Here is a 21,219-nt window from a genome sequence, read left to right on the forward strand (position 1 = left end):
TGGCTATTCCAGGTGCCCCCCGGTTGCTGGCCTCGCGGTCTGCGTGACCCCTTCCTGGCGCAGTTCGAGGACGTGGGGCTGGTCGTCGGTCCGGACGAAACGCACCTCAAGATCGAGGTCCGGGTGTCGGTAGCTACCGTCCGGGCCTGCCAGGAGGACAACCGGTTGCTGGGTTGCGGCGGCGAGGGTCAGTTGGCCGTCGGCGAGGGCGACGTCGATTGGGTAGTCGTCGCGCAGCACGTAACGGCCCGTGACATCCGCAGGCGGCGCGGCGGTGATTCTGGCGGTGGCGTAGCGACGGTCCGCGGCAGCGCGGATGCTGACCAGCAGCTCCCAGCCATCTTCGGAGTTGGTCATCGCCGCTACCCCGATGCCGCTGTCCGGCCAGACGTAGGAGAAGCAGGTGTAGCCGACGTTCAACCCGGTGTGCCCGAAACGACGACGCTCGGCGCGGTCGTCGAGTTCGGTACCGAGGCCGTAGCTGCCGCCAGGAATCTGCGGCGTACACATCTGGGTGGCCAGGTCGCGGTCGAGCAGCTTCGAACCTCCCGCGACGGCCCGGGCGATTTCGAGGTCGAGCCGGAGCAGGTCGGTCGGGGTGCTCCACAGCCCGGCCGCGGCCAGCTCCGGCTGCGTTCGCCAGCCGCCAGGAATCCTGGTGCCGCCGCCGTGGTGGCCATGCGCCACCTGATCCGGTCGCTGGTGCGGAAACTGCTTGTCGAAGCTGCTGTCGACCATGGCCAGCGGTTCCAGCACCAGAGTTCGCAGGAGATCTTCGAACGGGGTTCCGGTCGCGTCCACAATCACCTGCTGGAGCACCGAGTAGTGGCTGCCCGAGTACCGGAAGCGGCTACCCGGTAACAGGGTCGGCCGAACCGGTGGCGTTGTCGTCGTGCCGCTGCCTTCCAGGACCTGCAACAGCGACGGGGCACGATCCGCAAGATAGCCGCGGTACCAGGTGTCGGACAGTCCGGCAGTGTGCGCCAGCAGTTGTCGTACCGTGACTCCCTGCTGGCCTTCCCGACCGGGCAGGTGCCACGAGGTGAGGTGATCGCCGATGTCGGCGTCGAGGTCCAGGACACCGGCCTGGACCAGTCGCAGCGCGCCGAACGCGGCGACGTGCTTGCTGATCGAACAGGCGGCGAAGGCGGTGCTCGCGGTCACCGGAGTTGACGTCCCGGCCGCCGTGACGCCGAACCCTGCCGCCCGGACCTGCCCGCTCAGTTGGCCGACGGCGATGCTGACTCCCGGCACGTCGTAGCTGCTCATCAGCTCGGACAGCGCCGTCGTGTCCGGTGAGAGCCGCCCGGACGACACCTGCCGGTCAAGCTCGCCCAGCAGCGAGACCCAGTCCTGAGGTAGATCCACGACGTCGATTCTCGACCGCGCCCACCGCCGGATCAACTCCGGTCATCCCGTGCGGCTCGTGACGGTACGAGAAACCTCCCGGATCAGACCGAGCGGTTCTTCGGTCCAGTGGGAGACGAGGACCAGTTCCCGGGCCGGGTCGACCCACAGCAGGTGTCGTCCTCCGTTGCCCCGGGCGCTGCGGCCGGTCGTCGGGGCTCCGGGCCACGGCACCTGCTCATCGTTGAGCCACCACAGATAGCCGTACTCCCGTTTGACCGGGCACGGGGCCCAGGACTGCTCAATCCATTCGGCGCTGAGCAACCGGGTCCCGCCACGGGACCCGCGGTCCAGGAAGAGCTGCCCGATCACTGCCAGGTCCCGGGCCGGGACGACCAGTCCCCCGCCCCAGTGCGCGCCGCCGGAGACCACCTCGACCCGGCCGCTGCTGATCCACCGACACGTGACCCATGCCCAGCAGTGTCCAACGCCCCCGCCGCCGGCAGGGCGAGCCGTGATCAACCACATAGGATCGGACGACCTCGTACGCCGGACCTGAGGAGCGTGCCGTGACCCTGCTGGAGCGTCTGCACCTGGCCGGTATGCGCGAGGTCGTCACGGTGCGGCCGGTGACCGGCGGGCTCGCGGCGCTCGCCGGCATCGCCACCCGCCGGGACGCGCCGCCGGTGTTCGTCAAGGCATTCGACGACCCGCCGGCCGACGACGTCTTCGTCGCCGAGGCGGAAGGGCTGGCCGCCCTGCGCGAGTTGGGCGGTGTGGCGACACCCGAGGTGATCCTGGCGGACCGGGACGTCCTGGTGTTGTCGGTGTTGAGCGAGAGGCCGCGCAGCGAGGCCTTCTGGGAGCAGTTCGCACACGTGCTCGCACACCTGCACCTGAATACCACCCATTCCCGTTTCGGCTGGCACCACGACAACTGGCTGGGCCGTCGCCGCCAGGTCAACACGTGGAACGACGACGGCTTCGCCTTCTTCGCGGAGCACCGGCTGCTGCGCTGGCTCGACGAGCCCCGCGTCGGGGCGGCGCTCGACGCGGAGGACCGGTCGGCGCTGGAACGGCTCTGCGACCGGCTGCCCGACCTGCTGCCGGAGCGTCCGGCGTGTCTGACGCACGGCGACCTGTGGGCACAGAACGTCCTGGCCACCGCGGACGGAGAGCCGGCGCTGATCGACCCGGCCGTGTCGTACCTGTGGGCCGAGGTCGACCTCGCGCACGTGTGGTCCACCTCGCCCCCGCCCGAGGCACGACGGATGTTCGAGGTCTACGCGGAGCTGACCGTGCTCGACGCCGGCTGGGAGGCCCGGATGCCGGTCATCCAGCTGCGACAACACCTCGCGGTGCTGGCCCAGTTCGACGACGACTGGGGCGCTGCCGATCAGATCCGCGCCGTCCTTGCCCCGTTCCGGACCCGAACCTGACCGGAGGCCCGGCCGCCGGACGCGGCGAGCGGCCGGACTGTTCCGTCAACGTGGTCCACCTCCGTCGAGGCCCGCGAGCGGCCCAAGGTCAGGCCCTCGTTACGGTGACCACTTCACTGGGGGGGTGGGGCCATGGCACCGGAGGTGTCGCCGCGAAGGGCCAGGGCGGTGCTCGTCACGCTCTCGCTCGCCGCGTTCGCGTTCATCACTACCGAGCTGCTGCCGGTCGGTCTGCTGACCCGCATCGCACCCGATCTGGACCGCTCCCGCTCGCAGGTGGGCCTGCTGGTCAGTGGGTACGCCATCGTGGTGGTGCTGGCGTCCGTACCGCTGACCCGACTGACCCAGCGGGTCCCCCGGCGGCACCTGCTCGGTGTCACGATGTTCCTGTTCGCCGCCGCGAACGCAGCCGCCGCGCTCGCGCCGACGTACGCCGTGCTGGCCGGCACCCGCCTGGTGACCGCCCTCGCCCAGGCGCTGTTCTGGTCCGTCGCCACGGCGACAGTGATCGGGCCCTTCCCGGTCGCGGTGCGTGGTCGGGCGGTGGCGTTGTTCGCGACCGGGGCGACGCTCGCTCCGGTGCTCGGCGTACCCCTGGGCACCTGGCTCGGGCAGCAAGCCGGCTGGCGCGCGGCGTTCGCTGTGCTCGCCGGGATCGGTCTGGCGATCGCCGCCGCGGTGCTGCTCCTTCTCCCCTCCTATCCCCCGGCCGCCGGCGGCGCCGCCCGGGGCAGCGCACCGGACGGCCGGCGCTTCGCCGTCCTGCTGATCGCCACCGCCCTCGGCATCGGCGGCTTCATGACCCTGCAGACCTACGTGACACCGTTCCTGCTCGACGTCAGCGGCTTCGCCGACGCGGTGCTGGCGCCGCTGCTGTTCGTCTCCGGCGCGGCCGGTGTCGTCGGCACCCTGGTCGCGGCCCGGACTCTGGACACCCAGCCGATCGCTTCGCTGCTGACGCCGTTGGGCATCGGCACGGCCTCGCTGCTCGGGCTCTACGCGCTCGGCGCGCTCAAACCGGGCGTGGTAGCGCTTCTCGCCGGGATCGGCCTCGCGTACGCGGCGTTCGGCTCCGCCGTGCAGAACCGGATGCTGCAACTGGCCCCGGGCAGCACCGACATCGCGTCGGCCGGGGTCAGCACCGCCTTCAACGCCGGCATCGCCGGTGGATCACTGCTCGGCGGCGCCCTCCTGCCCGCCCTGGGGGCACGCCCGCTGGCGCTCGCCGGGGGTCTGCTGACGCTGGCCGCCCTGACGCTGCTCGCCGTGGACGCGCGTCGGGGCCGCGTCGTCGGGCTGGCGTCGACCGTCGCTCCTCCCTCAGCTACGGCACGCGGGTCTGGACGCTGATCGGCGTGCTCGTTCGCGCTGTCCGCGCGGGCGGGCGGCGGGACAGCAGATATCCGGTCAGTGCGGCGCCGAGGCCGGCGAGGCCGGCCGTCGCGAAGCCACCCGCCGGCACGGAGAGGTCGATCGCCACGCCGACCAGCGGGGCGCCGAGCGCGAAGCCGGCGCTCTGCGCCGAGGACTGCAGACCGATGACCTCGCCCCGCACACCGGGTGGCGCCAACCGGCTCACCGCGTCGGCCACCGTGCCGAGGGTCGGCGCGGTGAGGAGCCCGCTGCCGACGACGGCCACGCACAACCACTGCCAGTCGCGGGCCAGCCCGGCCGGGATCGTCACGAGCCCGAGCAGGCCGAGCAGCAGCCAGGTCGGCAGTGGCCGGGTCAGCGCGCCGTAGACCAGCCCGCCGATGACCGACGACACGCCGAACACCACGACGACCACGGCTGCCCAGGACACCTGACCTGCCTCCCGCAGGGTGGCGACGATGGCGAGGTCGACGCCGCTGAGCAGGGTCGTCGTCCCGAACGCCATCGTCAGAGCGGCGATCATCCTGGCGTCCAGCCACTGCCGGCGCGGAGGTCGTTCCGCCGCTGCGGCGTCCGCCTCGTCCTGACCGCGCATCGGTGGGTTGAGCACGGCGATTCCGACGCCGCCGGCCAGGATCGCGGCGCCGACCCCCCACGCCACCACGTCGGGAGACACCGTCGCCGCGCCCAGGATCACCACCGCCGGCCCCACGATGTACGACAGTTCGCCCTGCACCGATTCCAGCGCGAACGCGGCCCGGCGCTGTTCCGCCGTCGTCATCGCGGCGATCGCCTGTCTGCTCACCGCCTGGGCCGGCACCATCAACAGGCCGGCGACGAAGCTGGCGACCAGCAGGAACCCGTACGGCAGGACCGGCACACCCAGCCAGAACACGACCTGCGCGGTGACGGTCACCAGCAGGACGAGGCGCAGGCCCCGTGAGTCGATCATGCGGCCGAGCAGCGGCCCGCCCAGCGCCACTCCGGCGGTCAGGGCCGCCGCGACAGCACCGGCCGCCGCGTAGTTCAGCTCCAGGCCGAGGACGACGACGAGGGTCAGCGCCATCACGTCGGCCGTTATCGCGGTGCGGGCGAGCAACGAGACGCCCAGCAGCGGTGCCATCCCAGGCACGGCGAGCACCTGGCGGTAGCTGGTCACCCGGTTGACGCTAGTTCCGTCCGCCCGCCATAAGAAGACTCGATTTCGTTGAGGCTGGCATAATGATTTCTTATGGCAAAGGACCTGGAGACCGCCCTGCTGCGGTCGTTCGTCGCCGCCGTGCGGGAGGGCAGCATCAGCCGTGCCGCGACCGCTCTCGGGCAGACCCAGCCCGGCCTCAGCCAGCAGCTACGCAAGCTCGAAAGCGTCGTCGGTCGTCCACTGCTGCACCGGTCGTCGTCTGGTGTCTCGCCGACCCGGGCGGGCGAGGAACTCCTGCCGTACGCCGAACGCATCCTCTCGCTCTCCGCACAGGCACTCGCCGAAACCGGACGCGCGCTCACCGGCCACTGTGGCGTCGGGTTGCTCGAAGACCTCGCCGCGTCCCACCTTCCGCAGGCCCTCGCCGACCTCGCCCGGCTGCACCCCGGCGCGACGCTGGAGGTGCTCAGCTGCTCCAACGTCGCCATGCGGGAGGCCTACGACACGGGCCGCGTCCAACTCGTGCTGGACGCGGTACCGGACATTCCCGGGCCGCCGCGCTGGACGGTGCGCGCCCCGCTGGTCTGGGCGACCGGGCAGGGTGTGGACGTGAGCGCCGATCCGCTGCCGGTGGTGCTCTTCTCCAACCCGTGCTCCTGGCGTACGTCGGTGCTGGACGCGCTGGAGACCGCCGATCGGCGTTGGCGGGTGGCCTTCGAGAGCAACAGCCTGGTCGGGGTGCTCGCCGCGGTACGGGCCGGGCTCGGCGTCGCGGCGCTCATGCCCGCGAACCTCGAACCGGTCATGATCTGCCGCGACACTGATGCCCTGCCCGCCCTGCCGGACGTCGAGTTCGGTCTCGCCCGGCACCCCCGGACCGAGGGTGATCCACTGATCGATGCCGTGGAGACGGTGCTCCGTCGCATCGTCTGAGCACTCACCCTCACCGTCGGGGCCGGCGGTCACCCACTGCCCGCGCTGACGACAGCCATCACGATCAGGGTGCGTCGCCGCCGCTGACTCATCAGCGCGAAACAGGCGGTGAGCACCACCAACTCCAGCTCGGCCCACTCGCCGGTGACCTCGACGCGGATCGGCCCGCCGCGCCGGCCGGGCAGGCGTACCGCGAGGCGGTGCCCGTCGCGTACCAGCTCACCGCCGCAGCGGCCGGGCGACCAGCGGGCCACCCCGCCGGGCCCCGGCACGTGCGACCGGCCCGGATCGAGCCGCACCGGCACGCCGTACTCGCCCTGGGCGGTGAACCCGATGCGTCGGCGGCCGGTAGGCGCGACGGTCCAGCGGCCGGTGCCGGTGCGGATCTCGCCGCACCGCCAGGTCCAGCCGGTACGCAGCGACGCGCGCGCCCCGGAGTCGAGGACGAAGGCCCCGTCCTGTTTGCGTACGGTCAGCGTGGTCATCGGTTCGCCCCTGCCGGACGTGACCGGGGCAGGCCGAGGATGAGGATGACGCCGACGCTCAGGTGCAGCAGAGCGAGGGTCGCCTTCGCTCCCCCGCCGACGCCACTCGGCGGCCCGACCACGAGCGACAGCAGCAGCACGATGACCGCGATCGAGGTCCACCAGACGCGGGAGCGGTTGGTGCGGCGTTCCAGCACCGCGAGCAGCGCCCAGCCGGCCAGTGCCGCGACCACGGTGGCCACGATGACAGCGGCCACGGTGATCTGCCGGGTCGAGTTTGCGGACCTGACCGCCAGGTCGACGCCGGCCGCCGAGTTCAGCAGCGCGAACTCGACCACCGCCACCACTGTCGCGCCGGCCACCACCGCGGCCCGTCCCAGGAGAAGGTTGTTCGTCATGGCCTGAGTCTGCGGACCGGGCCGGGCCGGACGCGTCGGTCGAGACGCCGCAGCGGGTACGTCCGCCGGCCGCTCGGCGTACTACCAAAGGAGGTGGTCCGGACCGCCGCGAGCCCAGTAGCGTGCGCGATGTGGATGCGGCGACGTGCGAGGTCAAGCCGCCGCGGACGTGGCGTTCCGTCCCGGTGGTGGTGACGACGGTGGCGATCGGCGTCCTCGTCGCGACCATGCTGTGGTCCGCCACCCGGTCCAGCTCCGCCGGCCTGGTCGGCGTTGACGTCGCGCTGGCGGTGGCCGCCCTGGCCCTCGTTCCGGTGGTCGTCCGCCGCCCGCAGGTCGGTGGCGTGCTGGCCGGCCTGCTCGTCGCGCTGTCTCCGGTGCTCACGCCGGTGGCCAGTTTCGCGGTCCTGTTCATCGCCCGCAACCGGCCGTTTCGGCAAGCGGCGGCGGTGGCGGCGGTCGGCGTGGCGGGCGAGGCGGTGCAGGCGTTCTGGCGACCGGTGCCCAGCCTGCCGTACGGCTGGCGGCTGGTGCTGATGACGATCGCCTACGCGGCCCTGCTCGGCTGGGGCACCTGGGCGCAGGCCCGGAACGCCCTGTTGGCGGCGCTGCGGGACCGGGCCCGGCGGGCCGAGCAGGAGCAGGAACGACGGGTCGACGAGGCGCGGGCGGCGGAGCGCAGCCGGATCGCGCGGGAGATGCACGACGTGCTGGCACACCGGCTGTCACTGCTGGCTGCCGCCGCCGGTGCGATGGAGTACCGGCCGGACGCGCCGCCCGAGCGGCTCAGCGCCGCCGCCGGGGTGATCCGGGCCAGCGCACACCACGCCCTCGACGAGCTGCGCGAGGTCATCACCCTGCTGCGCAGCGACGACACCGACTCGCCGACCGACGCGCCACCCGGGCAGACCCTCGACGACCTGCCGTGCCTGGTCGACGAGGCGCGGGCCGCCGGGCAACAGATCGAGGTCGACGACAGGCTCGGCCCGCCGGTCGAGATCCCCCCGACTGTCGGCCGCACCGCGTACCGGATCGCGCAGGAGGCACTGACCAACGCCCGCAAGCACGCCGTCGGTCAGCCGGTCCGGCTGGTGCTCGGCGGCGCGCCCGGCTCTGGCCTCAGCATCGCGGTGAGCAACCCGACGACGCCCGACAGCAGCGCCACCGGCAGCGCCGGCACCGGCCTGATCGGCCTTGCCGAACGGGCTGCGCTCAGCGGCGGTCGGGTCGACCACCACGTCGACGCCGCCGGCCGGTTCCAGCTCAGCGCGTGGCTGCCGTGGCCGACGTGACGGTTCCGATCCGGGTCGTCATCGTGGACGACGATCCCCTCGTACGGGGAATGCTCACGCTGATGCTCGACGGCGCCGACGGGATCGTCGTCGTGGGCGAGGCCGCCGACGGCGCCACGGCGATCACGGCGGTGGACCGGCACCTGCCCGACGTGGTGCTGATGGACATCAGGATGCCCGGCGTCAACGGCATCACCGCCACCGAGCGCCTGCGCCGCCGCCACCGGCCACCCGAGATCATCGTGCTCACCACGTTCGACACCGACGAGCACGTGGTGCGAGCCCTCCGGGCCGGCGCGAGCGGCTTCCTGCTCAAGGACACCCCGCCCGAGCAGATCAGTCAGGCGGTCCGCGCGGTGGCGGCCGGCAACCCGATGCTGTCTCCGGGCGTGACGCGCCGCCTCATGCAGCGGGTCGCCTCGGGGGCCGAGTCCCACGAGCGGGCGCAGCAGCGGTTGGCCCTGCTCACGCCCCGGGAACGCGACGTCGTACTGGCCATCGCCCAGGGGCGCTCCAACGCCGAGATCGCCAGCGAGCTGCTGATGAGCGTGACGACGGTGAAGGCCCACGTCTCGCACATCCTGACCAAGCTGGATCTCGACAACCGCACCCAGATCGCTCTGCTCGCCCACGACGGTCGGCTCCTCTGACGGGGAGCCGGGGTCAGGCCAGCACCGCTGGCAGGAGCAGGAGGGCGAAACGGATCACCCGCCCGGAGAGGCAGGCGACGGCGAACTCCCAGCGTCGAAGGCCCGCGGTGCCGGCGGCGAGGCTGACGACGGCCAGCGGTGGAACCCCGACCGCGGCGGAGGCCAGCACTGTCGGTAGGGCGGTGCGGCGGCGGGAGAGCCAGCGCCGGATCGGCTCGGTCCACCGCGCGGCCCGAGCCGCCGCGCGACCTGACTTTCCCCGTTTCGCGACCGTCCGGGCCAGCCGTCCCGATCCGCGACGCGCCGACTCGAACAGCAGCAGCTTGCCGGCGGTCTGCCCGAGCGCCAGGGCGACCACGGCCACGAGAGCGTGGCCGGCACGCTGACCGGCGACCACTGCGTACGCCTCGGCGTTGACGACCGGGACGAGCGCCGAAGCCACACCGTAGCCGAGCGCCACCACGGCCTCGGCGAGGCTGCTCATGCCCGGCCGTCCCGTTCGAGCAGCCGGACCACCGCTGCGACCGACCACAGCTTGACCGCGACGACGGCGACGGCGACGCCCAGCGCGAGCAGGTACTGCCCGAACGCGATGGCGCCGATGACGCCGGCGGTGTTGGCGACCTTGGCCACTGGCGACCAGTTCAACACCCACACCCGCCGATCGACCAGGTGGAAGTAGTTGGGGCTGAGCACCGGCCAGCACAGGAACGCCAGCGACAGCATGGTGTCCAGCACCAGGAACGAGAGCAGGAAGACCACTGCCACGACCGCGACGTCCGGCACGAGGGAGACCAGGCCCACGCAGAGTACGGCGGTGCAGGCGCGGTCGCTCACGATGTCGAAGACGGCCCCGGCGCGGGTCTCCTGTCCGAGCCGGCGGGCGGCCCAGCCGTCGAGCACGTCACCGAGCCAGTAGATACCGTACGATACCGCCATCAATGCCACCGACCCGGAGACGAGGGCCACGATACCGACGGTGACAGCGGCGACCGTGCGGATGGCGGTGATGTAGTTGGGAACCGTACGGAGCGGGCCGACGGTGATGGCGGCGCGGGAGTCGACGAGAGTCACCTCCGCAGAGTCGTCCGGTGAGCGTTGTCGCGGAACGTGCCACGGTGCCGATCTGGTTCCGAGGGCGGTACCGGGGTGCCGGCCGATCCGGTACCTGGGTACTGGTCGGTCTTCCGGCTGGTCACGGAGACTGTGCAGGTGATGACTGGAATCCGCGAACTGGTGCGCGACCCCGAGCGAGTGCGCCGACTCGCGTACGCCGCGGTGGTTTTGATCATCGCCGCGGTGGTCACCACCGTCGAGGACGGCGTGTCGGTGCCGGCGGGCTGGGCGTGGCTGGTGCTGCCGGTCGGCCTCGGGGCCATAGCGCTGCGCCCCCGCTACCGAACCGCGGTCTTCGCGGTCTGCGCGGGGTTCGTGGCGATCGTGAGCACCGGCGAGTCGGTGCAGTTGGGTTTGGCAGCCGCCGGCCTGGTGTTCGTCTCGGTCTGCGAGGACCCGGCCCGACACCCGTGGCTGGGGTGGGTGGGTGGCTTGGCCGGCGCGGCCGGCGCCCTCAGCGTCGCGCTGCTCAACGGGCGCGGGCTGTACGAACAGCCGTTCTTCTTCGTGACGGCCGGCTACCTCCTGGCGATCCTGTTGCGATCGTGGTCACGCGGCAACGCCCTCACCCGGGAGACCGACGACCTGCGCGGCCAGGCCGCCTGGCTCGAACAGCGCACCAATCTGGCCCGCGAGCTGCACGACGTGGTCGGCCACCACGTCACAGCGATGGTGGTGCAGGCCGAGGCGGGCCAGCTCAGTGACGACCCGGGGGCGGCGCTGCGGGCGATCGCGGGCAGTGGCCGCACCGCACTGAGCGAACTGGACACGCTCGTCGTGCACCTGCGCGATCCGGACGCGTCGATAGCGGTGAGCGCCCCGCCTCGCCTGTCCGACATCGACGAGCTGCTCGCCCAGCCGCTGCGCCAGCAGGGCGTGACGGTGCGGGTCCAGGTGGACCCCGAGCCGGGCCTGGACGAGATCGGCGTGTTGACCGCCTACCGCATCGCCCAGGAAGCCCTCACCAACATCGCCCGCCACGCGAAAGCCAGCCAGGCCTGGGTCGAACTGGCCCGCGTCGGCAATCACGCCCGCCTGCGGATCAGCGACGACGGCGTCGGCCCGCCCCGCGCACCAACGAGCGGCTCGGGCCTGCTCGGCATCGGGGAGCGCGTTGCCGCGCGCGGCGGGAGCTGGGAGCTGAGCCACCGCCCCGGCGGCGGCACTGTGGTGCAGGCCGACCTGCCGGTGAACACATGATCCGCGTCGCGATCGCCGACGACCAGGAACTGGTCCGGGACGGCTTCAGCCTGATCCTGCGGTCCCAACCCGACATCCAGGTCGCGGCCGAGGCGGCCGACGGCAGGCAGTTCCTCGACGCCGTACGTCGAGACTCCCGCATCGACGTCGCCCTCGTCGACATCCGCATGCCGGTGCTCGACGGCCTGCAAGCCACCCGCGAGCTGGCCACGATCCCCCACGCCCCGGCCGTCATCGTCGTCACCACCTTCGATGACGACGCCTACGTCCTGGACGCCATCGCCGCCGGCGCACGAGGGTTTCTGCTCAAGCGTTCCAGCGCCCGCGACCTGATCGCCGCGGTGCGCACCGTCGCGGCCGGCGAGGCGGTCCTCTCCGCCGAGGTCACCGGCGCCGTCCTCGAACGGGTCCGCGCGACCGGCCCGGCCACCCGCGTGGAGTTGGCGGCCTACCAGCTGACCGCCCGGGAAACCGACGTGCTCGCCCTGATCGGCGCGGGGCTCAACAACAACGAGATCGCCGAACGCCTCTACCTGTCCATGAGCACCGTCAAGACCCACGTCACGAACGTGCTGGCCAAGACCGGCAGCCGCGATCGCGTACGAGCAGCCATCCTGGCGATCCAGGCCGGCCTGACGCCGTGAGTCAGGCGCCGGCGCGGATCGGCCGGCGCTGCGGGCTGGCCTGCCGCCCCCCGGTCAGCGCCCTCGCCACGACGGCGATGACGAGGGCCGACGCGATGGTCAGCACCACGGCCACCGGAGCGACGTGCTCGGCCTGCCACTCGACATCGCCCGCCGTGATGGCCGTCTGGTCGATGCCGAAGACATCGGTCCCCGGCAGCAGCGAGGCCGGATACCACAACGGCGCGTACGAGTACGGCAGGCCGACACCACCGTTGAGCGTCCAGTAACCGGCCCCGTCGTAGATCAACGCGCTGTCGACGACGACGGCCACATCGCAGGCAACCAGGGCAGCCACGCACAGCAGCCCAATGGCACTCTTGCCGTGCCCCCGCCTGGCCAACCTGCTCGACAGGATCGCCCCCGCGCCGAGGAGCGCCGCCCAGACGCTGCCGGTGAGCGCCTCGATCGGCAGGTACTCGACACGCGGTCCGTGCGCGAACAGCACAAGCAGGAGCACAGTCGATATCCACATCAGGCTGAGCCGCTTGGTCATCGACCAGGTCGAACCCATGCCGCGAGGCTACCGTGGACCGGCTCGGCGCTTGACCCCACAGACTCTGCCGGCGGCCCTGTCGGCCCGTTCACATCGGGCTTGGAAGCGCTAGCTGACACGGTCGGCGGTTGATGGGTCGTAGGGTTGCGCTATGGCACAACGACTCGTCAGCGTATGGCAACCGTTCTTCCTTGCTAGCGAGAGTCAGGGCGCGGCCATCGACGCCGCGACCGAGTTGGAGGACCTCGGCTACTCACGAATCTGGTTCTCCGGTGGTTTCGGCGAGAACGTCGCTCCCCGCTTCCGGGAGATCCTGGACGGGACCACGCGCATCGGGGTCGCTACCGGGATCGTCAGCATCTGGCACTCGTCGCCTCCCGAGGCGGCGGCGTTCGCCAAGGACGCGGAGCAGGCGCATCCCGGCCGGTTCCTGCTCGGTCTCGGCGCCAGCCACGCGGTGGTGGTGGAGAGCGGCGGCACCGACTATCGCAAGCCGTACTCACGGATGGTGCAGTACCTCGACGGCCTCGACGCGGCCGGGCTTTCGCCCGAGCGGCGCATCCTGGCGGCACTGGGCCCGCGGATGCTCGAACTCTCCCGCGACCGCTCGACCGGGGCGCACCCGTACTTCGTCCCAGCCGAGCACACCGCCGAAGCGCGGGCGGCAATCGGGCCCGACCGGCTGCTCGCCCCCGAGGTCGCTGTGGTTCTCGACGCGGACCCCACCACCGCGCGTGCCACCGCCCGCCAGTACACGAGCGGGTACCTCGCGCTGCCGAACTACACCAACAACCTGCGGCGATTCGGCTGGACCGACGAGGACTTCGCCGCCGGCGGCAGTGACCGCCTCGTCGACGCCCTGATCCCGTGGGGCAGCGTCGAGGATGTGGTGGCCGGGTTGGAGAAGCACTACCAGGCCGGCGCGGACGAGGTGGCGATCCAGGTGCTCAACGGCGGCGACGACACGTCGTTCCCCGCCGACGCGTTCCGCGCCCTCGCCGCAGCCCTGATCTGACCTCCGACTGCGCTCTGACTCACCCGACGAGATCGAGGCCGGTCAGGTCGGCCGAGAGCGCCCAGAGGCGGGCCGCCTCGCCCCTGTCCGTGGGGCTGCCGTCGGTGATGCGGCAGTCCACGCAGTAGTCGCCGCCGTTCGCGTCGAGCTGGGGTGACGTGGCGGCCCAGACCTGGGTCGCCGCGCCTTGCTCGACGGTTTTGAACAGGCCCGGCGTGGGAGCGCCTTCAGCGTCGATCCAGCCGGCGGCGACCATCTCCTCGGCTGCGAGGTGCCGTTGCAGGGGAGTGCGGATCCAGCCAGGGTTTGTGGAGAAGGCACGGACGCGGTGCGGCCTGCCGAGCAGGTCGAGGTGGCGGGCGAACAGGATGTTCGCGAGCTTGGACTGGGTGTACGCCTCCCACTTGTCGTACCCGCGCTGGAACTGCACGTCGTCCCACCGGATACGCCACGCCGGGTTGCGCCCGGAGGCCACCGAGACGACGCGAGCCGTGTCGGGGGCGGTGAGCGCGGGCCACAACAGGTTCGTCAGCGCGTAGTGGCCGAGGTGGTTGACCGCGAAGTGCCCTTCCCAGCCGGGTCCAACCCGGGTTTCCGGGCAGGCCATGATGCCGGCATTCGCGATCAGGATGTCGAGCGCGGGGTGGCTGCGGAGGAACCGTACGGCGAAGGCGCGGACGGAGGTGAGGTCGGCGAGATCGAGCTGGTCGACCTCGACCCCGGCTACGTCGGCGAGTGCCTGCCGCGCTGCATCCGGACGGAGAGCTGGGACGACGACCCGAGCCCCGGCTCGGGCGAGCGCGCGGGTCGTGGCGAGACCGAGACCGGAGTAGCCGCCTGTGACGAGGGCGGTCTTTCCGGTGAGGTCGAGCCCGGCGAGGACGTCTCCGGCCGTACTGTGGGCACCGAACCTGGTGTGGGTCGTGTCTCTGCTCATGTCGCGGACGCTAGGTGCTAGACCGAGGTCTAGGTCAATGGCTACGGTCGACGCCATGGCGGACAGCGGCCTGAGCATCGGGCAGGTGGCGCAGCGCACCGGGTTGAGCGTGCACACCCTGCGGCTCTACGAGCGTGAGGGCTTGTTGGCCAGCGAGGTGCGGCGCGACGGGTCCGGCAGGCGCGTCTACAGCGCCTGGGACGTCGAGTGGCTGGCAAACTGCGTGAAGTTCCGTGCCTCCGGGATGCCGCTCACCACCATCAGCCGCCTGGCCCAGCTCGTACGCGAGGGCAGCGGCAACGAGGCCGAGCGGCTCGCGTTGCTTCGCGAACACCAGCTCCACATCAGCGAGCAGCTCACGCAGCTGCACGACACCCTCGGACTCATCAACGGCAAAGTGGCCAGCTACGAAAAACACCTCGCCGCCGGCGCCTCCAATGATCCCTGGCAACAGCAACCCCAGCCCGCCCCGACAGAGCACACACCTCAGCTGGGCTGATGAACACGGCCGGCCGGACCAGTTCGCTGGCTCTCGTGGCCGTTCGAGTGCCGGGTTGCGGTGCCTGGTTGGTGGGTAGGACCTGAGTGTCGGGCAGATGGGTACGCTGCACCGGCGGTGGCCTCGGCCAAGCACCTCCGCAGCACGGCCACCCTCACCGCCCGGGTGGCACCACCGGCGTTCCCGTATCCGCAGACGAGAGGCGAAGCCACACCATGACCGCAGTACCAGGCCAACGGTCTACTGCTGTTGCGGGTTCGGCGGCTGCCGAGCAAGCAGCGGAGGAGGACCTGCGCGCGTTGTTCGGGCAGTCCATCGCCGTCTTCGCGTCTCTGGCGGGGCCATCGCACCTGGTGGAGACGGCGAACCCGGCGTTCTTCGCCACCATCGGCGAGGAGCGGGCCCGGGTCGGGGTGGCCATCGCCGAGCTGATGCCCGAACTGGCCGGTCAGGGATTCATCGCGCTCCTGGACCAGGTTTTCCGCACGGGTGAGCCCTACACCGGCCGTGACGTCCGGGTCGAGCTGGGCAACGGCCCGCAGGCGCGGGAGGCGTTCTTCGACTTCACCTACGAGCCGCGTCGGGACGCCGACGGCAACGTGACCGGGATCCGTGTGCTCGGCGTGGAGACGACGCAGGTCAAGCACGCCCAACGGTTGATGGCCGAACACCGTGCCCTGCTGGAGCAGATCGCCCGCCAGGCGCCCCTGACCGAGGTGCTCGACGGGATGGCCCGCTGTATCGAGAACCTCGCACCGCAGGAGGTGCTCGTCTCCGTCCTGCTCGCCGATCCCGACGCCCGGCACCTGCGCCACGGCGCCGCGCCGAGCCTGCCCGACTTCTACAACCAGGCCATCGACGGCATCGCGACCGGCGAAGGTGTCGGTTCGTGCGGCACCGCCGCCCACCGGCGGGAACCAGTCATCGTCACCGACATCGCCACCGATCCGTTCTGGGACGACTTCCGGGGCCTGGCCGGCCAGGCCGGGTTGGCGGCCTGCTGGTCCACGCCGATCCTGGCCCGCGACGGCGGCCTGTTGGGCACCTTCGCGATGTATCACCGCACGCCGCGCGTCCCGCAGGACACCGACCTCGCCCTCACCCGGCTCTTCGCCGGCACCGCGGCCCTGGCCATCGAACGCCACCACATCGAGCAGGCGAAGCTCGCCGCCGAGGCACGCGCCAAGTCGGCAAATGACGAGCTGGCCAAGGTGCTGCGCGTGGAGCGGGAACTGCGCGCCGAGGCTGAGCAGCGCGCCGCCGCCGCCGCGGCACTCGCCACCCAGATGCGTGCCGCCGCGGCCGCGCAGGCCGCCACGCCGCACCCCGAGCACTGCCAGCTCGGCGGTGCCGCGGGGTGCACCGCGCCAGCCGAGGTCAAGGTCGCCGATTCGTGGGGTGACGCTGCGTGGGGCTGCCCCGCCCACGTCGAAGAGGCCATCCTCAACGTGCGGTCGGTATTCATCGCCAGCGAGGAACTCGGTGGCCTGAACGCCTACCTCAACCGCTGACGGCTCCCGGACGCCTGCTGGGCAGCTAGAGGCGCCACTCCTTGCGGTAGTCGGGGTGCTCGTTGTACGACTGCACGAGCACTCGGAGCGCATACGCGAGACCAGCGAAGCGCTCGTCGCCGTGGCCCATCGCCTCGTACTCCCGCGCCAGCATGTCGACCAGGTCGAGCATCGGCACTGGCTGTCGAGGAGAGCTTCGCTCCCGAAGCGGTGAAACACGTCGACGTAGGCGTGGCAGCCCGCCTCGTACCGGGCGTGGAGGAATCTCAGGAGATCTTCCATTGCTGCCCGAGCGGTAGTGGCAGAGGCCAGGAACCGTCGCCGCGCGTCCGGCGCAGGGTCAGGGTGTCCAGCGCACGCCCGGGTTCACCCGCCCGGACCAGTCGAAGACGGCCATGTTGTCCCACTGGTTTCCGGTGCCGTTGATGTTGGCCGGGTCCCAGCCGTTGCCGCGGACGGCGTACCAGGTCGGTTCCCAGTAGAAGACACCGATGGCACCCGCGTTGCGGGCGGTGTTCTGCACCCAGTCGAACTCCTGGGCCTGACCGGCCCAGGTCGCGCTGATGCCGTCGCAGGTCGCGTCGCCGATGGCGTTCGGCTCGCTGTCCGCGTTGTTGCGGGTGAAGGGGTACGCGGTCTCCGCGATCACCACCGGCTTGCCGTAGCGCCCGCGCAGATCGACGATGTTGTTGTAGAGGTTCGCCAGACTGCCGTGCCACATGCAGTAGTACGACTGGGCGGTGATGTCCCACTGCACACCCTGGGCGCGGATGCCGTCGTAGAACCACCGGGCGTTGGCGTTGCTGTCGGCGTTTGCGGTATGGATCATCACCGGAATGCCGCTGCCGCAGGCCTTTGTGGCGTTGTAGCCCTGCTTCAGCAGGCCGGCCAGCGGGGCGAAGTCGTTGTTGACGACCTTGCCCTCGTTCCACAGCATCCCCACGTTGATCTCGTTGCCGATCTGCACACTGTCCGGTGGGGTGCCCTGCCCCCGCAGGCTGGAGCAGACGTCGTAGGTGAAGGTGTAGACGTCGGTACGCAGTTGGCTCAGGCTGTGGCCGGCCCAGGCGGCCGGCTTGTACTGCTTGCCCGGGTCGGCCCAGGTGTCGGAGTAGTGGAAGTCGACGAGCACCTTGAGGCCCTTCGCCCTGGCCGCCCTCGCCTGGCCCAACACCGCGCTCTTGTTGTTGTAGCCGCTGATGGGGTTGTTCCAGACGCGCAGTCGGACGTAGTTGACGCCGACGGACTTCAGGATGTCCAGCGGGTCTCGGGCGACCCCGCCGGCGTCGTAGTACCTGGCACCCAGGTCCAGGCTGCGCTGCAACGAGGAAACGTCGGCGCCGCGCATGGTGAGCGTGTTCGCGGCGGAGACGGGTGCGGGCGTGCCGCCGAGCGTGGTGGCGACGACGAGGATGCCGGCCGTGACGGCCCCGAGCAGGGCCCTGGGGCGGCGGTGGGGGGTGACCGGTTGGGTGTTCACGAGACTCCTTCAGCCCACTGTGCAGGGGGTGCCGTTCAGAGAGAAACCGGTCGGGGGCGCGTCGCTGACACCCCACTGGCCCTGGATGCCGAAGGTCGCCGAGCCGTCCGGCGCGAGGACACGGTTCCAGTCGACGTTACGGGCGGTCACGGTGGCACCGGTCTGGCCGATCGTGGCGTTCCACCCCGAGGTGACCTGCTGGTCGCCGGGGAAGCTGAAGGTCACGGTCCAGCCGTCGACCGGCGCCGTCCCGGCGTTGTGGACCGTCGCCGAGGCCACGAAACCGCTCGGCCACTCGGACTGGTTGCGGTAGGTCACCCGGCAGGTGGAGGGCGGCGGGGGCGTCGTGGGCAACTCGACAGTGTTGGACGCGATCGACACGTTGCCCACCGCGTCCCGGGCCCGCACGTAGTAGAGGTTGCGCTGCGGCGTCGACGCAGGTAGCGACGTCGTGTACGTCGTACCCGGCACAGTGGCGATCAGCCTGGAGATGAACCAGCCGTCGAACCGGTAGACGTCATACCCGAGCACGCCGACGTTGTCCGTCGACGGTGACCAGGACAACGTGGCCGTCGAGGCGGTCACCTCGCCGACGGTCAGGCTCTGCGGCGCGCTCGGCGGGGTGGTGTCCGGGCCGGTGTCCGTCACCGGTGTGACCACGGTCAGCATGTCCGACCAGTTCGAGCGTTGCCCGAGGCTGTCCCGGGCGATCATTCGGAACGAGAGCTGCATGCCCGGCCCAACGTGGGTGGTGATCGTGGTGGTGGTGACCGCGCCGGCGGTAGCGCTGAAGATGACGTCGCCAAACTCCTGGTAGTACGTGATGTCGTAGCCGGTGATGGCGCAGCAGCTGGACGTGGCGGCCGTCCAGGTGAGGGTGATCGACCCGGTCCGGACCTCGCTGGCGGTCAGGTTCGTGGGCGGGCTCGGCGGGACGGGCGCGGTGCTCGGCGTACTGGACGGCGCTGTCGGCGTCGGCGTTGGCGGGGCGGTCCCGGCCGGCGCTGCGACGGACACCGCGGCCCCAGCGGGCGCCGGGGCGACCTCTGGGTACGCGGCGGGCGTCACGGTGCCGGCGTCGGCCGCCGGTGCGGCGCTCAGAGCGGCGCCGAGCACCGCCGTCGACAGCACGACGGCGGCCAGCAGGCCTGGCCGCAGACGGCGGAACAGCGAAGACGAGCGAACGCCTGTCATAGGTCGACGATGCAGCAAGGCATCGATGATCGCCAACGCGTCTCACGCCTCGGCCACTGATCGGCGCGGCTCATGCCCGACTTCTTACCGAACCGTGACGTGCCCGGTGACCGCTGACCGTTGACCGCCCGTTGGCCCGTACCGAGGGGAGACAGCACAGCACCGGAGCCCTTTCCGGCTTTGAGGAGATTCCGATGAACCGCAGAAAGAACGGGACCGCACTGGGCCAGACCCGGCCGGCCCGACTCGCCATGGCCGCGCTCGTGCTGGCGGCCACCGGCGCGCTCACCGCCACCTTCGTCTCCGGTGGCGGCAAGGGCACCGCGGATGCCGCCACCAGCCTGGACCAGTTCGTGTCGATCGAGAACGTGCCGCCGAACGTGCAGAACCCGAGGCCGGCCGCCGGTGCGTCGACCGGCAGGTTCACCGTCGACTGCGGCACGAACGGCAACGGCAAGTTCAGCCCGGACAATCCGGTGGCCCAGCCCGGCATCCGCAACGGCGCCGAACACGTCCACGACTTCGTCGGCAACCTGGCCATCACCGCGAACTCCTCCGACGCCGATCTGGACGCCTCCGGCACCACCTGCCGCAACGGCGACAAGTCGTCCTACTTCTGGCCGGTGGTGCGCATCGACAAGACCGTCCGCGGCGGCAAGCAGCTCCAGCAGGCCCTCGCCCAGACCCAACCCATGGTCGTCTGCCCCTCGGTCGGCAAACGGCTGCGCGCCGTCCCCACCGGGGCCCGCGGCACCGTCGACCGCCTGCTGGCCGAGTTGGATCGCCAGCAGGCCGCCGCGAACCACCGGATGACCGCCAGCCGGGGCCGCATCGACGCCGCATTCAACCGGGAGGTCATCGACTCACTGCGGGCCCGCCGCGCCGCAATGATCAAGCAGATCAGCACCACGATCACCGCCGCTGGCGGTAACCAGCCTGGCCTGGTCTCGCTTGTCGACTGTGACGTCAGCTACGACGACATGCACGCCCGGATGCCCGGCAGCGCCCACCGGGCGAGCGTCAAGGCGGCCCAGGCCGCGAATCCACGCATCCAGTGCCCGGCCGTGCGGGACAGGTTGCCCGGCGTACCCGATCGGGCGCTTGGCGAGGTGAACCGCAACCTCGACGACCTCGACCGGCAGATCTCCGAGGCCAACGAGCGCCTGGTCACCAGTCGTGGCCAGGGCGGCCCGGCCTTCGTCGACAACGCCATCCTCGGACCGCTGCGCGCCAAGCGGGTCGCCGTGCTCGACCGGATCGCCACCGCGATCGGGCGGCAGGCCCCCCGCCCGCAGGGTCTCGACGCGCTCGCCGGCTGCACGCTGGACCAGGCCCCGAGCACCCCGGCGGCACCGAGCAGCGCACCCACCACCGCCGCCGCGCTCCCCGACCCGCAGGGACCGAACCTTGAGCTGCCCGGCAACACCGGCGGCATCGTCCGCCCGGCGCAGGTGCTGATCGAATACCGCGGCAACCCCGTCAGCACTGTGGTGCCGATGCCGAAGTTCCTCCGGGCCCTCACCGGCGACGCCAAGCCCACCAGCCGTGGCCCGGCCAACGCCCGCGCCACCTGGACCTGCTCGGGCTTCACCGACCGGCTCTCCGACAAGTACCCGATCTGCCCCGCCGGCAGTCAGGTGCAGCGTGTCCACGACTTCCCCGGCTGCTGGGACGGCAGGAACGTCGACAGCGACAACCACCGCAACCACGTCGCGTTCGCCGACAAGGCCACCGGCGCCTGCCCACAGGGTTTCCGGGCGATCCCGCAACTGCGGATCACAGTGGCCTACGACATCGCCCGCGACGTGCAGGTCAAGGGCCAGTACGCCCTCGACTCCTTCCCCGAGGAGAACCACAACCCCTTCTCCGACCACAACGACTTCGTCAACGTCAACTCAGCCCAGACGATGCAACGCATCGCCACCTGCATCAACAAGGGCAAGAACTGCTCCTGACGCCGGGGCCGCGTCGTTCGGGCGGGGCGGGTCGCGGCCGGCCGCCGGCCGCGACCCGGTGTCGCCATTACCGA

At 71.2% G+C, this 21,219-nt stretch carries 23 protein-coding genes; 11 read left to right on the plus strand and 12 right to left on the minus strand.

Translation table 11 applies throughout. The features are described 5' to 3' along the window. Positions 1–3: 3 nt before the first annotated feature. Both AB0K35_RS15540 and AB0K35_RS15545 read right to left on the minus strand, forming a co-directional pair. Positions 4–1,368 (minus strand): serine hydrolase domain-containing protein, encoded by a 1,365-nt coding sequence (locus AB0K35_RS15540; RefSeq protein ID WP_363885818.1) that lies wholly within the window; start codon positions 1,366–1,368, stop codon positions 4–6. A gap of 42 nt (positions 1,369–1,410) precedes the next feature. After that, positions 1,411–1,869 (minus strand): hypothetical protein, encoded by a 459-nt coding sequence (locus AB0K35_RS15545; RefSeq protein ID WP_363885819.1) that lies wholly within the window; start codon positions 1,867–1,869, stop codon positions 1,411–1,413. A gap of 47 nt (positions 1,870–1,916) precedes the next feature. Here AB0K35_RS15545 and AB0K35_RS15550 point away from each other — a divergent pair, with 47 nt between their 5' ends. Continuing rightward, the gene (locus AB0K35_RS15550; RefSeq protein ID WP_363885821.1) at positions 1,917–2,786 is read left to right on the plus strand and encodes a fructosamine kinase family protein; all 870 of its coding nucleotides are present in this window, start codon (positions 1,917–1,919) and stop codon (positions 2,784–2,786) included. Positions 2,787–2,918: 132 nt separating this feature from the next. Continuing rightward, a complete protein-coding gene (locus tag AB0K35_RS15555) occupies positions 2,919–4,136 on the plus strand; it encodes an MFS transporter (protein ID WP_363885823.1) in 1,218 nt (405 codons plus the stop codon). Here the strand turns inward: AB0K35_RS15555 and AB0K35_RS15560 are convergent. After that, positions 4,111–5,319, minus strand: coding sequence for an MFS transporter (locus tag AB0K35_RS15560; protein WP_238666814.1), 1,209 nt, complete (start codon positions 5,317–5,319; stop codon positions 4,111–4,113). The two genes, AB0K35_RS15555 and AB0K35_RS15560, sit on opposite strands and share 26 nt — an antisense overlap. Positions 5,320–5,391: 72 nt before the next feature. On the opposite strand from AB0K35_RS15560, the gene AB0K35_RS15565 reads away from it, so the two are divergent. Beyond that, positions 5,392–6,234, plus strand: a complete 843-nt coding sequence (locus AB0K35_RS15565) for a LysR family transcriptional regulator (protein WP_238666813.1) — start codon at positions 5,392–5,394, stop codon at positions 6,232–6,234. Positions 6,235–6,263: 29 nt separating this feature from the next. Here the strand turns inward: AB0K35_RS15565 and AB0K35_RS15570 are convergent, their stop codons facing one another. Next, positions 6,264–6,719, minus strand: coding sequence for a hypothetical protein (locus tag AB0K35_RS15570; RefSeq protein WP_238666812.1), 456 nt, complete (start codon positions 6,717–6,719; stop codon positions 6,264–6,266). After that, complete coding sequence (locus tag AB0K35_RS15575) at positions 6,716–7,117, minus strand: DUF6069 family protein (RefSeq protein WP_238666811.1); 402 nt, start codon at positions 7,115–7,117, stop codon at positions 6,716–6,718. Before AB0K35_RS15575 ends, AB0K35_RS15570 begins: the two co-directional genes overlap by 4 nt. 131 nt (positions 7,118–7,248) lie before the next feature. Here AB0K35_RS15575 and AB0K35_RS15580 point away from each other — a divergent pair, with 131 nt between their 5' ends. Then, complete coding sequence (locus tag AB0K35_RS15580) at positions 7,249–8,409, plus strand: histidine kinase (protein ID WP_363885826.1); 1,161 nt, start codon at positions 7,249–7,251, stop codon at positions 8,407–8,409. After that, positions 8,406–9,059, plus strand: a complete 654-nt coding sequence (locus tag AB0K35_RS15585) for a response regulator transcription factor (protein ID WP_357367295.1) — start codon at positions 8,406–8,408, stop codon at positions 9,057–9,059. The genes AB0K35_RS15580 and AB0K35_RS15585 overlap by 4 nt, the downstream gene beginning before the upstream one ends. A gap of 13 nt (positions 9,060–9,072) precedes the next feature. On the opposite strand, the gene AB0K35_RS15590 is transcribed toward AB0K35_RS15585, so the two are convergent. Together AB0K35_RS15590 and AB0K35_RS15595 are read right to left on the minus strand one after the other, a co-directional pair. Beyond that, positions 9,073–9,543: a VTT domain-containing protein gene (locus AB0K35_RS15590; RefSeq protein WP_238666808.1), complete on the minus strand. Its 471-nt coding sequence runs from the start codon at positions 9,541–9,543 to the stop codon at positions 9,073–9,075. After that, positions 9,540–10,133, minus strand: a complete 594-nt coding sequence (locus AB0K35_RS15595; protein WP_363885828.1) for a CDP-alcohol phosphatidyltransferase family protein — start codon at positions 10,131–10,133, stop codon at positions 9,540–9,542. The genes AB0K35_RS15590 and AB0K35_RS15595 overlap by 4 nt, the downstream gene beginning before the upstream one ends. A gap of 141 nt (positions 10,134–10,274) precedes the next feature. Here AB0K35_RS15595 and AB0K35_RS15600 point away from each other — a divergent pair, with 141 nt between their 5' ends. Both AB0K35_RS15600 and AB0K35_RS15605 read left to right on the plus strand, forming a co-directional pair. Beyond that, entirely contained in the window at positions 10,275–11,375 is a 1,101-nt protein-coding gene (locus AB0K35_RS15600) for a histidine kinase (RefSeq protein ID WP_363885830.1), read from the plus strand. Further along, positions 11,372–12,019 (plus strand): response regulator transcription factor, encoded by a 648-nt coding sequence (locus AB0K35_RS15605; protein WP_238666805.1) that lies wholly within the window; start codon positions 11,372–11,374, stop codon positions 12,017–12,019. The genes AB0K35_RS15600 and AB0K35_RS15605 overlap by 4 nt, the downstream gene beginning before the upstream one ends. Before the next feature lies 1 nt (position 12,020). On the opposite strand, the gene AB0K35_RS15610 is transcribed toward AB0K35_RS15605, so the two are convergent. After that, positions 12,021–12,572, minus strand: coding sequence for a hypothetical protein (locus AB0K35_RS15610; RefSeq protein WP_238666804.1), 552 nt, complete (start codon positions 12,570–12,572; stop codon positions 12,021–12,023). 133 nt (positions 12,573–12,705) lie between these two features. Between AB0K35_RS15610 and AB0K35_RS15615 the strand changes: the two genes are divergently transcribed. Further along, positions 12,706–13,569, plus strand: coding sequence for an LLM class F420-dependent oxidoreductase (locus AB0K35_RS15615; protein ID WP_363885832.1), 864 nt, complete (start codon positions 12,706–12,708; stop codon positions 13,567–13,569). Between the two features lie 19 nt (positions 13,570–13,588). Here the strand turns inward: AB0K35_RS15615 and AB0K35_RS15620 are convergent, their stop codons facing one another. Beyond that, the gene (locus AB0K35_RS15620) at positions 13,589–14,506 is read right to left on the minus strand and encodes an oxidoreductase (RefSeq protein WP_363885834.1); all 918 of its coding nucleotides are present in this window, start codon (positions 14,504–14,506) and stop codon (positions 13,589–13,591) included. Between the two features lie 55 nt (positions 14,507–14,561). Here AB0K35_RS15620 and AB0K35_RS15625 point away from each other — a divergent pair, with 55 nt between their 5' ends. Further along, positions 14,562–15,005 (plus strand): MerR family transcriptional regulator, encoded by a 444-nt coding sequence (locus AB0K35_RS15625; protein ID WP_238666801.1) that lies wholly within the window; start codon positions 14,562–14,564, stop codon positions 15,003–15,005. A gap of 215 nt (positions 15,006–15,220) precedes the next feature. Further along, positions 15,221–16,516 (plus strand): GAF domain-containing protein, encoded by a 1,296-nt coding sequence (locus AB0K35_RS15630; RefSeq protein WP_238666800.1) that lies wholly within the window; start codon positions 15,221–15,223, stop codon positions 16,514–16,516. Between the two features lie 25 nt (positions 16,517–16,541). Here the strand turns inward: AB0K35_RS15630 and AB0K35_RS15635 are convergent, their stop codons facing one another. From AB0K35_RS15635 to AB0K35_RS15645, 3 genes are all read right to left on the minus strand, one after another. Further along, on the minus strand, positions 16,542–16,688 hold the full coding sequence (locus tag AB0K35_RS15635) for a DUF6221 family protein (protein WP_238666799.1): 147 nt from the start codon (positions 16,686–16,688) through the stop codon (positions 16,542–16,544). A gap of 168 nt (positions 16,689–16,856) precedes the next feature. Continuing rightward, entirely contained in the window at positions 16,857–17,996 is a 1,140-nt protein-coding gene (locus AB0K35_RS15640; protein WP_363885836.1) for a glycosyl hydrolase 53 family protein, read from the minus strand. Between the two features lie 9 nt (positions 17,997–18,005). Continuing rightward, complete coding sequence (locus AB0K35_RS15645) at positions 18,006–19,190, minus strand: cellulose binding domain-containing protein (RefSeq protein ID WP_363885838.1); 1,185 nt, start codon at positions 19,188–19,190, stop codon at positions 18,006–18,008. Between the two features lie 194 nt (positions 19,191–19,384). On the opposite strand from AB0K35_RS15645, the gene AB0K35_RS15650 reads away from it, so the two are divergent. Further along, positions 19,385–21,145 (plus strand): DUF1996 domain-containing protein, encoded by a 1,761-nt coding sequence (locus tag AB0K35_RS15650; protein WP_363885840.1) that lies wholly within the window; start codon positions 19,385–19,387, stop codon positions 21,143–21,145. Positions 21,146–21,219: the final 74 nt, after the last annotated feature.

Origin of the sequence: Micromonospora sp. NPDC053740 (assembly GCF_040677775.1) — a bacterium.
Taxonomy (GTDB): Bacteria; Actinomycetota; Actinomycetes; order Mycobacteriales; family Micromonosporaceae; genus Micromonospora; species Micromonospora alfalfae.